The 17,290-nt window shown below is 71.7% G+C and carries 1 protein-coding gene (cut by a window edge); it reads right to left on the bottom strand.

Translation table 11 applies throughout. The features are described from left to right. Positions 1-17,290 carry the 5' portion of a non-ribosomal peptide synthase/polyketide synthase gene (locus IT779_RS24075; protein WP_196151665.1) on the bottom strand. 10,109 nt of this gene lie to the left of the window's left edge, so the window shows 17,290 of its 27,399 coding nt (coding positions 1-17,290); its start codon is at positions 17,288-17,290; its stop codon lies beyond the left edge, outside the window.

Genomic DNA, 17,290 nt, shown 5'->3' with positions numbered 1-17,290 from the left:
CGCCGTCGACCGCGAACGCCGGCTCCGGCAACGCCTTGCGGTCCAACTTGCCCGACGGCGTCATGGGCAGTTCGTCCAGCACCACGATCGCGGCGGGGACCATATGGGCGGGCAGCCGGTCCCGGAGCGCGGCGTGCACCCGGTCCGGGCGCACGGTCACGCCGTCGGCGGGCACCGCGTAGCCGACCAGTCGCTCGCCTGCCCGCACCGCGACAGCGGCCCGCGCGACGCCGGGCGCGGCGAGCATCGCGATCTCGATCTCCGCCAACTCGATGCGGAAACCGCGCACCTTCACCTGGAAGTCGTCGCGGCCCAGATATTCCACCAGTCCGTCGGCGGTCCAGCGGGCGAGGTCGCCGGTGCGGTACAGCCGCTCACCGGGTCCGCCGTGCGGGTCCGCTACGAATCGCTCGGCGGTCAGCCCGGGCCGGTTCAGGTATCCGCGGGACACCTGGCCGCCCGCGACATACAGGTCACCGGCGACGCCGACCGGCGCGGGCCGCAGCCGCCGATCCAGCACCAGAACCCGCAACCCCGGCAGGCCGCGGCCGATCACACTGGCCGAACCGGCGCGGGCCGTGGCGGCATCGAGCGCGAGCGACGTCGCGTGCACGGCGGTCTCGGTGATGCCGTACATGTTGACCAACCGCGGCGCGGAGTCGTCGTGTCGCTCGTACCAGGCCCGCAGTTGTGCGAAATGCAGCGCCTCACCGCCGAATACGATGTAGCGCAGCGACAGTGGGCCTGCCCCGGCACGGTCGGCGGCTCGGTCGGCCGCGATGAACCGATAGAACGCCGAAGGGGTCTGGTTGAGCACCGTGACCCGCTCCCGGCGGACCAGTTCCCGGAACTCGAGCGGCGAGCGGGACAGGTCGTAGTCGACCACGACGAGCGTCCCGCCGTGGGCGAGCGCACCCCACAGCTCCCAGACCGAGAAGTCGAAGGCATAGCTGTGGAACAGCGTCCAGATGTCGGTGTCGTCGAAGCCGAACTTCTCCTGCGCGTTCGTCAACAGCTCGACCGCGTTGCGATGGGTGACCACCACGCCCTTGGGGCGTCCGGTCGACCCGGAGGTGTAGATGACGTAGGCGGAGTTCGATGAGCGCAGCGGGGCGATCCGTTCGCCGTCGCGGATCGGCGACGCGTCGTCCGACGCCTCGAACGCGGGACCCGACGGCTCGGGCGAGCCGAGTGCGTCGAGATCGATCCGGAGCACGCCGTCGACGGCCGGGACAGCGACGTCGGAGGTGCTGAGCACACAGACCGGCGCCGAATCCGCGAGGGTGTAGGCGATGCGGTCCGCCGGATAGTCCGGGTCGACGGGCACGTAGGCGCCGCCCGCGGCGAGCACCGCCAGCACGGCGACGACGAGGTCGGCCGAACGCGGCAACGCCACCGCCACCAGCGCCTCCGGCGCCACGCCCGCCCGGATCAGGATGCGCGCCAAGCGATCCACGCGCGCACCGCACTCGGCATACGACAGCGCGGCGTCACCGCACCGCACGGCGACGGCGTCCGGCCGCAGCCCGACCTGGGCTTCGAACAGCGACACCAGGGTGGTCTCGGCCCGCACCGGCCGACCCGGCTCCTGCCACCCGGCCAGCACCGACGCCCGCTCGGCCGCGTCGATCACCGCGATATCGCCCACCGGCATGTCGGCCTCGGCCAGGATCGCTCCGAGCACGCGCTCCAGTCGCGTCAGGATCGCGGCGACCGCCGCCGCGTCCAGCAGGTCGGGCTGGTAGCCCGCGTTGATCGACAGACGCGAATCCAGTTGCGCGACAAGGGTCAGGGGATAGTGTGTGGAGTCGTCGGTGCTCACCTCGGTGACCGTGACACCGTCGAGTCCGGCGGCCAGCGTCGAGAGCGCCGCGGTGTCGACCGGATAGGACTCGAAGACCAGCAGGGTGTCGAACAGGTCGACGCGGCCGACGGCGGCGTGGATGTCGGAGAGGCCGAGCTGCTGATATTCCAGCAGCGCGGATTGCTCGTCCTGGACGCGGCGCAGCATCGCCGCGACGGTCTCGCTCTCGTCGACGCGCACCCGAACCGGAATCGTGTTGATGAACAAACCGACCATCGACGCGATACCGGTCAGCTGCGCGGGCCTGCCCGATACGGTCGTGCCGAAGACGACGTCACCTCGATCGGTGGAGCGCGACAACACGATCGCCCATGCGCTCTGGAGCACGGTGTTCGCGGTGACGCCGAGCCGCAGGCACAGGCCGGTCAGCCGCGACGTACGCGCCTCGTCCAGCGTCCACCGATACTTGGTCGGCGCCGTCGCGGCCGCCGCCGCGGTCCGCGCGTCCGCGAGCAGGGTCGGTTCCTCGACCCCGGCGAGCGCCTTTCGCCACGCCGCCACCGAGGTCGAACGGTCCTGCCTGCCGAGCCAATCGATGAAGTCACGGTACGGACGCACCGGTTCGAGCGGCGCCGTGTCCCCGCGCGCGGCGTACAGCGTCAGCAGATCGCGCACCAACAGCGGCATCGACCAGCCGTCGAGCAGGATGTGGTGATTGGTCACCAGCAGCTGCCACCGACGATTCTCCAGCCGGATCAAGGTGAACCTGAGCAGCGGCGGCGCGGTCATGTCGAACGGCGCCCGCCGATCCCGCTCGCGCAGCACGGCGGCGGTCGCGACACCGTCGGCGTCGACTTCGGTCCACGGTATCTCGACCGTCGCGGGCACCAGCTGGACCGGCGCTCCGGACGATCCGGTCACGAACGCGGCGCGCAGGTTGGGGTGTCGGCGCAGCAGCGCGGCGGCCGCGGCACGCAACCGCGGCGCGTCCACTTCACCGGTCAGCGAGACCACCGTCTGCGCGGTGTAGGTGTCCACCGCCGATTCGGCCACCAGCGCGTGGAACAGCAGCCCGCTCTGTAGCGGGGTCAGCGACCACACGTCGATTCCCCCGGGGTGGGCGGCTTCCCAGGTGTGGATATCGTCCTGGTCGAGCGCCAGCGGCGCGAAGTCCGCCGGGGTGTGCCCGCCCGCGCCCGGTGTGGCGAGATGGGTGGCCAACGCCGACAACGCATCCGACCACGATCGCGCCAGCTCGGCGACCTCGGCGCGGGTCAGGACCCCGGTGGCGTAGGTGAACCTCGCCCGCAGCCGCCGCCCGTCGGTGGCGACGGCAGCGGCGGCGTCCGTGGCAGCGGCAGCGGCAGCGGCAGCGGCAGCGGCAGCGGCAGCGGCAGCGTCCGTGGCAGCGGCAGCGGCAGCGGCGTCCGTGGCGTCCGTGGCAGCGGTGGCGGCAGCGGCAGCGTCCGTGGCGTCCGTGGCAGCGGTGGCGGCAGCGGCAGCGGCAGCGTCCGTGGCGTCCGTGGCGTCCGTGGCGTCCGTGGCAGCGGTGGCGGCCGTGGCAGCAGTGGTGGCCATGACGGCGGTGGCGTCCGTGGCAGCGGCAGCGGCCGTGGCGGCCGTGGCAGCGGCAGTGGCGTCCGTGGCAGCGGTGGTGGCCGCGACAGCGGTGGTGGCCGCGACAGCGGTGGTGGCCGCGACAGCGGTGGTGGCGGTGGCGTCTACGGTGTCTTCGACGGCCATGACATTGATGTCGATCGCACGGTCGACGGCCATGTCGAGGTCGGGACTCGCGGCCCATTCCGTCGGCGTGCCCGCGGGCAGCCAGTCGCCGCCCGCGTCGTTCGGGAGGTCGCCGACCGAGGTGTGGCCGAGATAGTTGAAACCGATCTGGCCGCGGCGATCGTATTCGGCGAGCAGCGGCGCGGTGCGGGAGTTCAGGTAGCGCAACAGCCCGTATCCGATGCCCTTGTCCGGCACCGCGGCCAGCCGCTCCTTCACCGCCTTCACCGCGGCCCCCATGGCGGCGCCACCGGCCAGCGCGTTCTCGACGTCGATGTCGCCGAGATCCAGGCGCACCGGAAACACCGTGGTGAACCAGCCCACCGTCCGCGACAGCGACGCGCCCGGTATCACCGACTCCTCGCGGCCGTGCCCCTCCAGCCGCAGCAGCAGCGAGGATTCGGCGTCGCCGCGACGAATCCGCCAGGCCCGCACCGCGATCGCCAGCGCGGCGAGCAGCCCATCGTTCACGCTGCCGTGGAAGGCGGCGGGCGCCGCGGTCAGCGCGGCGGCGGTGACGGCCGAAGACACCGAAAGCTCGACATGATCCAGAGTCGCGGCGACGTCGACGGTCGCGTCGAGGGCGCGCGCGCCGAGCAGCGGATCCGGTCCGTCGAGCACGTCTTGCCAGTAGAGGTGTTCCCGTTCCCGCTCGGCGCCGAGCGCCTCGTCGGCCATGGCGTGCGCCCACCGCCGCAGCGACGTGCCGACCGGCGCGAGCGCCGAATCCGACACCGACGCGAGCGCCGAATCCGACACCGACGCGAGCGCCGAATCCGACACCGACGCGAGCGCCGAATCCGACACCGACGCGAGCGCCGAATCCGACACCGACGCAAGCGCCGAATCCGACACCGACGCAAGCGCCGAATCCGATGCGGCCGTCACTCGGTTCCACGCGGAGATCAGGTCCGGCACCAGAATTCGCCACGACACGCCGTCGACGGCGAAATGATGCGCGACGAAGAGCAGGTGGCCGTGGTGGTCCGCGCCCGCATCGATCCAGACGAACCCCAGCATCGCGCCGGACTCGGGGGAAAGCCGATCCAACGCCGAATCCAGTTCCCGTGCCGCTGTTTCGCGCATCGCGTCCGGCTCGACCCGCACTCGACGCACGAGCGCCGCCACATCCACGCTTCCCGATGGCGCGACCCGCAGCACGGGCTCGTCGCCGAGCACAAGGCGCGACCTCAACGCATCGTGGCGGTCCACCACGGCGGTGAGGGTCGCGACCAGGTCGGCGTGCTCGAGCCGCCGCGGCAGTCGCAACACGAGCCACTGGGCGAAACGACCGAACGAGCCGCCCCGTTCGATCAGCCATCGGTGTACGGGCAGCGGCGGCAGATCGCCCACACCGCCGCCCGCGAGTTCGACCAGCGTCCGCGGGCCGCCCTCGTCGATGGCGACCGTTCGAGCCAGAGCCGCGACGGTCTTGTGCTCGAACACATGTCGCGGACTCAACCGAATTCCGCGTTCGGTGGCCAGCGCGGCCAACTGGATGGACATGATGCTGTCGCCGCCGAGCGCGAAGAAGCTGTCGCCCGCATCGACCCGATCGATGCCGAGCACCTCAGCGAACAGCTCGGCGATCGCGCGTTCGTACGGCTGTTCGGCGACCCGGATGCGCCGCGAACCGAACATCGGTTCGGGCAACGCGGCGCGATCGACCGTGCCCGCGGGCGTGAGCGGCAACCGATCGAGAACGGTGACGGCGGCGGGCGTCATGAACACGGGAAAATCGCGCGCAACGGCCTGGCGCACCGCCACCGGATCGAGGTCGGCGCCCGCGGCCGGGAGTACGTAGGAGACCAGCTCCGCGCCACCCGCAGCGGTGCGATAGCCGGTGGTGACGGCGACATCGACGCCGGGCAACGCGGTGAGCGCCGCGTCTATCTCGGTGAGTTCCACTCGGACACCGCCGATCTCGACCTGACCGTCGCCGCGGCCGAGGTACTCCAGTCCGCCCGCGGCGTCGCACCGCACGATGTCACCGGTGCGGTACATCCGCCCGCCCTCGGACCCGAACGGGTCGGCGACCATCCGGTGCGCGGTCTCCCCCGGCCGCGCGTGATATCCCCGCGCCAACTGGGCGCCGGACAGGTACAACTCGCCCGCGACTCCCACCGGGACCGGCCGCAGCCGCGCGTCCAACACGATCGCCGCGCTGTTCCACACCGGCGATCCGATCGCGACCGCCGCATCGACCGGCCTGTCGAGCGCCGCGAACGTAGCGTGCCCGGCGAATTCGACCGACCCGAACCCGTTGTACAAGCGCGCGTCGGGAAGCAGGGCGCGCACCCGGTGCGCGGTGCGCGGCGACAGCGCCTCACCGGCGGTGAGCACCGCGCGCAGCGACGAGCAGTCGCCGGGACGCAGGTCGGTCAGGAAGACCGCGAGCGTCGACGGCACGAACGACGCCATCGACACCGCGTGTTCCTCGATGACCGCACGCAGACGCGCCGGGTCGCGGTCGGCGATCACCAGTTCGGCCCCGGCGATCAGGGCGCCGAACAATTCCCACACCGCGACCTCGAGCGCCGGGAGAGCCTTCAGCGCGACGACGTCGGACTGCGAGATCGCGAAACGATCGGTCGCCCACAGCGCCTGGTTGACCGCCGCGGCATGGCTGACCACAACGCCACGCGGGTGTCCGGTCGAGAAGTGCGGATAGGTCACGTAAGCCGGATGCGACGGTCGCAGCACGGCGTTGCGCTCCGATTCGGCGATCGGCTCGCCGCGGCCGGACTCGGCGGCGCTCGTCTCGAGCACGACCGGCCCGTCGGGCACGGCGATCGTGGCATCGGGACCGACGACGACGCAGACCGGCGCCGCGTCGGTGAGCAGTGCGGCGATGTCCTCGGCCGGAGATCCGGTGTCGATCGGCACCGCCGCCGCACCGGCCGCGAGCACCGCGAGCACCGCGACCACCAGCTCCGGCGAGTGCGGGACGGCGACGGCGACCCGCGCCTCGGGCCCGGCGCCCGCGGCGATCAACGCTCGCGCCAATCGGTGTGCGCGCGTTGTCAATTCGGCCGCGGTCAGCACGGCGTTCGGGCCGCGCACGGCGACGGCGTCCGGCGCCGCCGCCGCGCGGGCCGCGACGAGCGACACCAGCGTGGCATCCGGGTCGAGGACGCGGTGCTCGCCGCGGGCCCGGTGCAGCACCGCCGCGTGTTCGTCGGCGTCGAGGATGTCGATCGCCCCGACGAGTCGCGCGGGGGCGTCGGCGAATGCCGTCAGCACCCGCACGAATCGCTGCGCGAAGTCGCGGACCCAGCTCCGCTCGAACACCGTGGGCTGATACTCCAGATGCGCGCGCAACCGCTCTCCGGTGAGCACGACGACCGACAGCGGATAGTGCGGTGCGTCGTTGGAGGTCACGCCGTCCACGCTCAGTCCGTCGATCTCCCGCACTCGCTCGGCCAGCGCGGCCCGATCGACGGGGTACGACTCGAACACGGTCAGCGTGTCGAACAGGGTGGCGACGCCGAGGCCGCGCGTGATGTCGGGCAATCCGACGTCGTGGTGATCGAGCAGGCCCGCCTGCTCGGCTTGCAGCCGGATCAACAGGTCGGTCACCGATTCGTCGGATGCGCACCGCACCCGCACCGGGATCGTGTTGATGAAGAGTCCGACCATCGACTCGATCCCCGGCACCTGCGGGGGACGTCCGGCCACCGTGGCGCCGAAGACGACGTCGCCGCGACCGGTCAAGCGGGACAACAACACTCCCCACGCCGCCTGCACCACGGTATTGACGGTCACGCCGAGCCGGGCGGCGAGCCGCGACAGCCGTCCGGTCAGCGCGGCGTCCAGTTCGACCTGCCATTCATCGATGCGCGGCGCCATCTCGCGGTCGAGTCTCGGGGCCAACAGCGTCGGTTCGACGCCGTCCAGCGCGCGAGTCCACACCCGCAGCGAATGCCGACGGTCGCGACCGGTCAGCCAGTCGAGGTAGCGGCGGTAGGGCGGCGCGGACGGCGCCTCGGCGAGGTCGCCGTCCGCGGCGTAGGCGGTGAGGAGGTCGCCGAGCAGCAGCGGCATCGACCAGCCGTCCAACAGGATGTGGTGATAGGACATCACCAGACGGAAGATGTCCTCGCCCAGGGTGATGAGCGTGAAGCGCAGGAGCGGCGCCGCGGTCGGGTCCAGACCTCGGCCACGGTCCTCGGCGAGCAGCGTCGCCAGTTCGGCCGTACCGACGACGCCATCGCTGTCCCCCGCGTCCCGACGACTCGGGCGCAGATCCACCTCGCGCCACGGAACCGCGATGTCGCCGACCACGATCTGGACCGGGATGCCGTCGCGGTCGGTGCCGAAGGCGACTCTCAGGTTCGGATGCCGGTCGACGACCGCCTGGGCGGAGCGGCGCATGCGGGCGGAATCGAGCGGTCCGGACAGCTCGACCGTCAACTGCACGGTGTAGACATCGATCGTGGCGGCGGCCACCAACGCGTGGAACAGCAGGCCGGACTGCAGCGGCGCCAGCGGCCAGACATCGTCCACGCGCGGATACCGCGCCTCCCAGGCGTCGATATCGGACTGGGTGACCGTGACGAGCGGGAAATCCGACGGGGTGTGCCCGCCTGTCCCGTCGGTCGCCACCGCCGCCGATACCGACAGCGTGCGCTTCCACAGCTCGCCGATCGCGGTGACCGTCGCCGTGTCCAGCAGTGTCGCGGGGAATCCGAGATCCGCGGTGAACCGGCCGTTGTGTACGAACGCGTTGACATCGAGAACAGCGCTCGCGGGCATATCGTCGTCGGGTCGCTGCGGCAGCTCCCCGAGCTCGCCGACCGGTCGCCATCCCGCCGCCGGAAGGTCGGCGTCGGATATCCGCCCGAGATAGTTGAAGCTGACCTGTGCGGGCGGTGGCGCGGGCAACTCGGCGGCGGTATCGGGGTTGAGATAGCGCAGCAGGCCGTAGCCGATCCCCTTGTCGGGCACCGAGCGCAACTGTTCCTTCACCCGCTTGACCACCGCCGCGAACGCCGCGCCGCCGCTCATCGCGTGCTCGGGATCGACTCCGGCGAGGTCGATCCGCACCGGGAAGACCGTGGTGAACCAGCCCACCGTCCGCGCGAGCTCGGCGCCCGCGACCACCTGCTCCTCGCGACCGTGCCGCTCGAGCCGCAACAGCACCGACGACTCGGGAGCGCCGCCGCGTGCACGCCACAGGGCCAACGCCAGCGCCAGCGTCGCGACCAGGACGTCGTCCACACCGCCGTGGAACGCGGCGGCCGAACCCGCCACCGCCTCGGTGACATCGGCGGGCAACTCGATCCGCAGCCGCCGGACTCCCGTCGCGAGATCGATCCGCGGATCGAGCGCACGCGGACCGATCAGCGGATCCGGCCCGTCGAGGACCGAAAGCCAGTAGGACAGCTCGGCGGCACGCTCCGGTCGACGGGCCCGCTCCGCCAGCGCGTGCGCCCACCGCCGCAGCGAAGTGCCCACGTCGGGAAGCATCGGCCGCCGTCCCGCGGACACGTGCGCCCACGCCGATATCAGATCCGGCACCAGGATCCGCCACGAGACGCCGTCGACCACCAGGTGGTGCAGCACGACCAGCAGTCTGCCCGGCCGTTCGGGCCCGGCGTCCAGCCAGACCAGCCGCAGCACCCGGCCCGCCGCGGGGTCGAGTCGGCCGAGGGATTCGTCGAGGGCGGCCGCCTCCCGCAGGCGTTCGGTGTCGGCGGTGACGGCGACACGATGCAGCAGTTCGTCGACGTGCACCGTGCCACGGGGTGCGATGTCCAATGTCCAGCCGTCCGCGGCGCGCACCAGACGCGCCCGCAGAGCATCGTGTCGGTCGACGACCGCGGTCACCGTCGCGACCACACCGGACCGGTCGATCCCGACGGGCAACTCCAGCGTGAGAGTCTGGTTGAAACGGTCGAATCCGCCGCCGCGTTCGACCATCCACCGCTGGATCGGCAGCAACGGCGCGGAACCGACGCCGCCGCCGGGAAGTTCGGCGAGCGTCGGCGGCTCGGTGTCGCCGACCTGCCGTACGACGGTCGCGAGGCGGGCGACCGTCGGATGCTCGAACACCTGCCGCGGTGAGAACACCAGTCCGCGTTCTCTGGCGCGCGCCACGAGCTGGATCGACACGATGCTGTCCCCGCCGAGGGCGAAGAAGTTGTCGTCCGTGCCGATCTCGGCGATCGCGAGCACGTGCGCGAACACTTCGGCCAGGGTGCGTTCGACGTCGGTCGCGGCGACGCGGGTCGAGGTGGATCCGAAGACCGGCTGCGGCAGCGCATCCCGGTCGAGCTTGCCGACCGGGGTGCGCGGCAGCTCGGCGAGCATCATGATCGACGCGGGCACCATATGGTCGGGCAGCCGGTCGGCGGCGAAGCCGCGCAGTGCCCCCGCGTCGATCGAAACACCCGCTGTCGCCACCACATACGACACCAACCGGGTTGGACCGTCCGACCGGCCGTGCCCGATCGTCACCGCCGACTCGACGCCGTCGAAATCGGCGAGCACCGCGTCGATCTCACCCAGCTCGATCCGGAATCCGCGCACCTTGACCTGGAAGTCGCTGCGGCCCAGGTACACCAGATCGCGGTCGACCGTCCACCGCACCACGTCTCCGGTGCGGTACATCCGTTCGCCCGGCGGGCCGTAGGGGTTGGCGACGAATCGCTCGGCGGTCCGTGCGGGCCGCCGATGATAGCCGCGGGCGAGTTGGGCGCCCGCGATGTACAACTCGCCCGCGACCCCCTCGGGCACCGGGTGCAGGTGCTGGTCGAGCACCAGCGAGGTCATCCCGCGGATGGGTCCGCCGATCGTCACCGCCGCCGCCGGGGCGAGCGCGGCGCTGATATTCGTCATCATGCTGGTCTCGGTCGGACCGTAACCGTTGTGGAATGCTCGGCCCGGCGCCCACCGTGTCACCAGGCCCGGCGGGCACGCTTCGCCGCCCGCCACGAGCACCCGCAGGTCTTCCAGGCCGGTCGGGTCGACCGAGGCCAGGGCCGACGGGGTGAGGAACGCGTGCGAGACCCGCTGCTCGATCAGCAAGCGCCGCAACTCGTCTCCGCCGTACACGGTGGTCGGCGCGATGACCAGCGTGGCCGCGGCCTCGATCGCCATCAACTGTTCGAGCACGGCCGCGTCGAAGCTCGGTGACGCGAAGTGCAGGACCCGCGCCGAGGGCGCCACCGCGTATCGCTGCCGTTGCTCGGCGGCGAAGTTCGCCAGTCCGGCATGGGTGACGAGCACCCCCTTGGGGCGTCCGGTGGAGCCGGAAGTGTAGATGACATAGGCCGGATGGGACACGCGCAGCGGCAGTCTGCGCTCGGCCGCCGTGATCGCCGCGCCCGACGCGGCGGCGAGATCGGCGCACCGCTCGGGGGCGTCGAGCACGAGCCAGTCCACCGCACCGGGCAACGCGGCCGCCGCCGACACCGTGATCCCCACTCGGACAGCGGAATCGGCCAGCATGAACGCGATCCGCTCGGCGGGGTAGTTCGGATCGACCGGAAGGAAGGCCGCACCCGACTTCGCCACCGCCCACATCGCGAGCACCGACTCGATCGATCGGCGGATGCCGATCGCGACGATGTCCTCGGGGCCGACGCCGCGTCCGATCAGCATGCGCGCCAGGCGGTTCGACCGCTCGTCCAGCTCGCGGTAGCTCAGCGCGGCGCCTTCGAACACGACCGCGGTCCCGTCCGGGGCAGGCTCACACGCCGCGGCCAGCAACTCGGGCAGCACTCGCGCCCGTTGGGCCGCGCCGCCGCGTCGCGACAGGAGATCCGCCCGCTCGGCCGCGGCGAGCACATCGATCCGGGCGACGGGCGCGTCGGCGTGCTCGGCGAGCCCGTCGAGCACTCGGGTCACGCACTCGACCAAGCGCGCCACGGCATCGGGCTCGAAGACATCCGGTCGATAGCAGAAGCGCAGTCGCAGTCGGGAATCCAGATGGGCGACGAGGGTCAGCGGATAGTGCGCGCCGTCGTCGACTTCCACTCCGGTGACCGCCATGCCGTCGACATCGGCGGCCAGTTCGGCGATCGTGGCGACATCGATCGGATAGGACTCGAAGACCAGCAGGGTGTCGAACAGCGACGGCAGTCCGGTGGCGGCCTGGATCTCGGCGAGTCCGACATGGTGGTGCTCGAGCAGCGCCGCCTGTTCGGCCTGCACACGCCGCAGCAGGTCGATGCCGGTCTCGCCTGGACGCGGCCGCACCCACACCGGAACGGTGTTGATGAACAGGCCGACCATGGATTCGATGCCGGGCAGATGCGGGGGGCGCCCCGACACCGTCGCACCGAACAGCGCTTCGCCCCGGCCCGTCGACCGCGACACCACGACCGCCCACGCGACCTGCAACAGGGTGTTCATCGTGACACCGGCGCGGGCGGCCAGTGCGCTGAGCCGCGCGGTGCGGCGCTCGTCGAGTTCGGCCGTGCGGTCGACCGGTCGGGCGCAGGCTCGGGTCGCCCGCGGCGCGAGCAGCGTCGGCTCGGCCACGCCCGCGAGCGCCTGCCGCCAGGCCGATACCGACGCCGAATGATCCCGGCCCGCGCACCATCGCAGGAACTCACGGAAGGAGCGAGCCGATTCGAGCGCGGGCGCGCGCTCCGGGCCCGCGTAGCAGGTCAGCAGGTCGCGTACCAGCACCGGCATCGACCAACCGTCGAGCAGGATGTGGTGATTGGTGACCAGCAGCCGCCACAGCCGCGGCCCGAGCCGGACCAGGGTGAAGCGCAGCAGCGGGGCATCGGCCAGGTCGAACGGCGCGGTCCGCGTGGCGGCGGCGATCCGGTCGAATTCGGTCTCGGCGTCTGCGCCGCTGACGTCGAGGTACGTCCACGGCGCCCGCACCGACGCGGCTACGACCTGAACAGCCGCCTGCCCGGCCGCGACGAATCGCGCGCGCAGATTGGGGTATCGGTCGACCAGCGCTTCGGCGGCGGCGCGCAGCCTGCCGGGATCGACGCGGCCTTCCAGGGTGAGCGTCCACTGCGCGGTGTAGGCATCGACCGCGTCGGCGGCGGCCAAGGCATGGAAGAGCATGCCCGATTGCAGTGGAGTCAGCGGCCATACGTCGACCAGCGGGCCTTGCGCCTCCCACCGCTCGATCTCCGCCTGGGTCACCGTGACCAGGCCGAAGTCGGAGGGACTGTGCCCGCCCGCGCCGGGGGCGGCCGCGTGGGCCGCCAGCGCCGACAGCGCGCGCACCCAGAGCTCCGCCAGTTCTCGAACCTCGGCCCCGGAGATCACACCGGTGGGGTAGGCGAATGTGGCCCGCAGGATCTCGCCGCCGGTCACCGCGGCGTTGACATCGATGACCGCGGGCGCGGGCGCGTCGTCGTCTCCGCCCGCCGCCGCCGTGCCGAGTTCGTCGGTCGGCAACCACCCCGGTCCCGCCGTCGAGGCGACCGGTTCGGCGAGCGCGGTGCGGCCGAGATAATTGAACGAGAGCTGCGGCACGGCGCCGCCGATCGGTTCGCCGGAATCGTCGAGCCCGCGCAGCACCCCGTAGCCGATGCCGTCGTCGGGTACGGCCAGCAGCTGTTCCTTCACCGCCTTGATCGCGGCGCCCGCCGCGGGCCCGCCCGCCAGCGCGTCGGCGACGTCGATCCCGTGCAGACGCAAGCGCACCGGATAGGCCGTGGTGAACCAGCCGACGGTGCGCGACAGATCCGCGCCCGGCGCGATCGACTCGGTCCTGCCGTGGCCCTCGCGCTGGATCAAGGTCTCGGCCGTGGGAATCCCGCGCCGTGCCCGCCATGCCGCCATCGCTATCGCCAGCGCACCGAGCAGGCCGTCCTCGACGCCGCCGTGGAACACCTTCGGCACGGTGGTCATCAGCGCCGTGGTCACCTCCGCGGGCACACTCACCGCGACCCGGTCCACCGTTGCGGCCACATCGACGGCGGGATCGATGGCGCGCGAACCCAGCGGCGGGTCCTGCCCCTCCAGCACCGCGCGCCAGTAGCCCGCCTCCGCCCGCCGACCCGCCTGTCCGGTCTCCTGCGCGAGCACGTGCGCCCAGCGGCGCATCGAGGTGCCGACCGGCGCCAGCCGCGGGGACCGCCCGGCCGAAACCTGCGCCCACGCGGACATCAAGTCCGGCACCAGGATTCGCCACGAGACGCCGTCGATCGCGAGATGATGCGCGACGACGATCAGCCATCCCGCGCGCTCGGCGCCCCGATCCAGCCAGACCAACTGCAGGACCGTGCCGGCGACCGGGTCCAATCGCCCCGCCGCCGCGTCCTGCTCGCGCGCGGCCACCGCGGCCGCGTCGACGGTCTCCGGCACGGGCGCCCGGTGGATCAGCGCGGCGACGTCAACGGTCCCCGGCGCGGTCACCAGCACCTGCCACCCGTCGGCGGCGCTGATCAGCCGCGACCGCAGCATGTCGTGGTGATCCACCACCGCGGCAACGGTTTCCACCAGGCCGTCCGCACCGATACCGGTCGGCAGCCGCAGCACCAGCGCCTGGTGGAAGGACGTGAAAGCGCCACGCTCGATCATCCAGCGCACGATCGGCGGCGCGGGCATCGTCCCCACGCCGCCGCCGGGCAGTTCCGGCAGCGTGGGCGCCGACACCCGGTCCGCTCGCCGGGCGACGGCGGCCAGCGCGGCAACGGTCCGGTGCTGGAACACCTCTCGCGGCGAGAACACGAGACCGCGCTCCTTCGCCCGCGCCACCAGTTGAATCGACATGATGCTGTCGCCGCCCAAGGCGAAGAAGCCGTCGTCGGCGCCGACTCGGGCCACCCCGAGCACCTCCGTGAAGAGCTGCGCGATCGTCGTCTCCGACTCCGAGGACAACGCCCGGCGGCCGCGATCGCCGACCACCGTGTGCGGTGGCAGCGCCGCGCGATCGATCTTGCCCGCGGCGGTGAGCGGCATCGCGTCGAGTACCAGGATCGCGGTCGGAACCATATGACTCGGAAGGCGTTCGGCCGCCGCGGCGGTCAGTTCGGCCGGGAGCACGGTCCGCCCGTTCGCGGGCACCACATAGGACACCAGAATGTCGGCGCCCGCGGCGCTGGTACCGGTCACCGTCACCGCGGACTCGACGCGGTCGTCGGCATCGAGCACGGCGTCGATCTCGCCGAGCTCGATCCGCAGTCCGCGGATCTTGACCTGGAAGTCACTGCGTCCCAGTATTTCCAGCTCACCGCAGGCGGTCCAGCGCACCAGGTCACCGGTCCGGTAGAGGCGCGTGCCCGCCCGCCCGTAGGGATCGGCGACGAACCGTTGCGCGGTCGAGGCCGCGTTGCCCAGATAGCCGCGCGCCAACTGCCCGCCCGACAGATACAGTTCGCCGACCACACCGGGGGGCACCGGTCGCAGCCAACCGTCGAGCACGAGCGCGCCCGCACCGCGAATCGCGGCGCCGATGGTGACCGGCGCGCCGGGCCGCAGCGGCGCCGAGGCCGTCGCCCAGATCGTGGTCTCGGTCGGCCCGTACAGATTAAGCAGCGCGCGGCCGTGCGCCCATGTGTCCACGATCCGGTCCGGGCACGCCTCGCCGCCGACGGCCAGTACTCGCAGGTCGTCCAGACCCGCGGGTTCCAGCGTGGTCAGCACCGCCGGGGTCAGCACCGCGTGCGTGACCCGTTCTCGGCGCAGCAGCGCGGTCAACTCGTCCCCGCCGTAGCTCTGCGGTGGCGCGATCACCAGCGCCGCGCCCGCCCCGAACGCCATCAGGTACTCGAATACCGAGGCGTCGAAACTCGGTGAGGCGACATGCAATACGCGCGAGGCGCCGGTGACGCTCAGCCGGGTCCGCTGCTCGTCGACCAGGTTCGCCAGTCCGCGGTGGCTCACCACGACGCCTTTGGGCCTACCGGTGGATCCGGAGGTGAAGATCACATAGACCGGGTGGTCGGGGTGCGACGGCCGGACTCGTTCGCCGTCGGTCACCGGCTCCGGACTCCGCCGCTCCCAGCGCGCCAGGAACGCCGGATCGTCCAGCGACATCCATTCGACCGAATCGGGGAGCCACGCCGCGTGTTCGAGAACGGTCAGACCGTGTCGAACGCCGGAATCCGAGACCATGTAGGCGATCCGGTCCGCCGGATAGCCCGGATCGACCGGCACGAACGCCGCGCCCGCCTTGGCCACCGCCCAGACCGAGACGACCGATGCCGTCGATCGGTGCATCGCGACGGCCACCCGTGACTCCGGTCCCACCCCACGTGAGATGAGCACGCGGGCAAGTCGATTGGCTCGCTCGTCGAGTTCACCGTAGGTCAGCTCGGCGCCATCGGCGCGCAGCGCCGTCGCGTGCGGACTCCGCGCGACGACCTCGTCGAGCAGACTGGCCAGTGTCGCGACGGCGCCGACCTCGGCACCGGGACCGACGACGCTCGCGCGTTCGCGGTCCGACAGCAGATCGATGTCACGCAGCCGGGTCCGCGGGTCGGCCGCCGCGAAACGTGCCAGATAGGCGGTGAACCGGCGACGATGACCGTGCAGTTCGTCGAGGGAGTACAGGTTCGGATTGCCGTGGAATTCGACCGACAGCGGCGCGTCGGCGCCGCCGCGGACCAGATTGACCTGCAAGTCCTCCAGCAGCCCCGAACGCAGGATGTGATACTTGCCGACCGAATCACCCAGCGCGATATCGGCGTCGAAGAACACGATGTTGACGACCGGCCCGAACGATGCCGGGTTCGCGCTCACCGAGTCACCCGACGCGCTGTCGCGCAGGATGTCCTCGTAGCGATAGCGCTGATGCCGAAGGGCGCCGGTGAGCTCACGGTTGGCCTGCGCCACCACCTCCGCCGTCGTCGCGCCCGCCGCGAGCCGCAGGCGAATCGGCAGCAGGTTGGCCATCATTCCGGCGCAATTCTTGAGCTTGGCGGTCGTGCGCGCCGCGACCGGCAGGCTCAGCACGATGTCCTCGGTGTTCGTCATCCGCGCCAGGAAGGTTCCGAGCGCCGCGACGACGACCTGCGCGGGACTGGCGTGCAGCCGTTCCGCGGTCGTGCGGAGCAGGTCGGCGACATCGCCGGACAGCGTGCTGACCGACACCAGGTCGTGGGCGGCGGCCGCGGCCGTCCGCCCGGCCAGACTGACCGGATCGGGCAGCCCGCGCGTCCGCTCCATCCAATAGTCGCGGTCGAGGGCGAAGCGGGTCGACGCGCGGTACTCCCGCTCGGCGGTGTCGATCTGCCGCAAGGTCGCGGCGCGCAGCGGTGCGGGCGCGCGGCCCGCCGACGCGGCGTTGTATCGCTCGGCGACCCGCGCGGTGAGCACGAAGCCGCCGTAGCCGTCGATCGCGACGTGGTGGATGCGGGAGTACCAGTAGTAGTGCCCGCGCGACAACCGCAGCAGCCGGGTCTCGGCCAGCGGATCCCGTTGCAGGTCAACCGGTGTGCTGTAGTCCGCGCGCATCCACCGCAGCGCCGCCGCGGCCGGATCCGCGCGGTCGCCGAGGTCGACGACCGCGCCGTCGTAGTGCTGGTCGGGATCGATTCGCTGGTAGGGCCTGCCGTCGACCTCGACGATGCGCAGATATCCCGACGCCAGTTCGAGCCCGGCCGCCTGTACGGCCTCGGCGAAGATCGCAGCATCCACCTCACCGTGGATCTCGATGTACTGCGCGATATTGATCGGCAGCCCATCGGACACCTTGTCCGCGAACCACACACCGTACTGCGCGGTCGACAGCGGGATCAGATCCGCGTGCACATCGCGCGTTCCGGCCTGCCTCGGATCCAT

This window comes from Nocardia bovistercoris (assembly GCF_015674855.1).
GTDB classification, from domain to species: Bacteria; Actinomycetota; Actinomycetes; order Mycobacteriales; family Mycobacteriaceae; genus Nocardia; species Nocardia bovistercoris.
The sequence above is the reverse complement of the archived record's forward strand: the minus strand, read 5'-3'. Positions and strand labels throughout refer to the sequence as shown.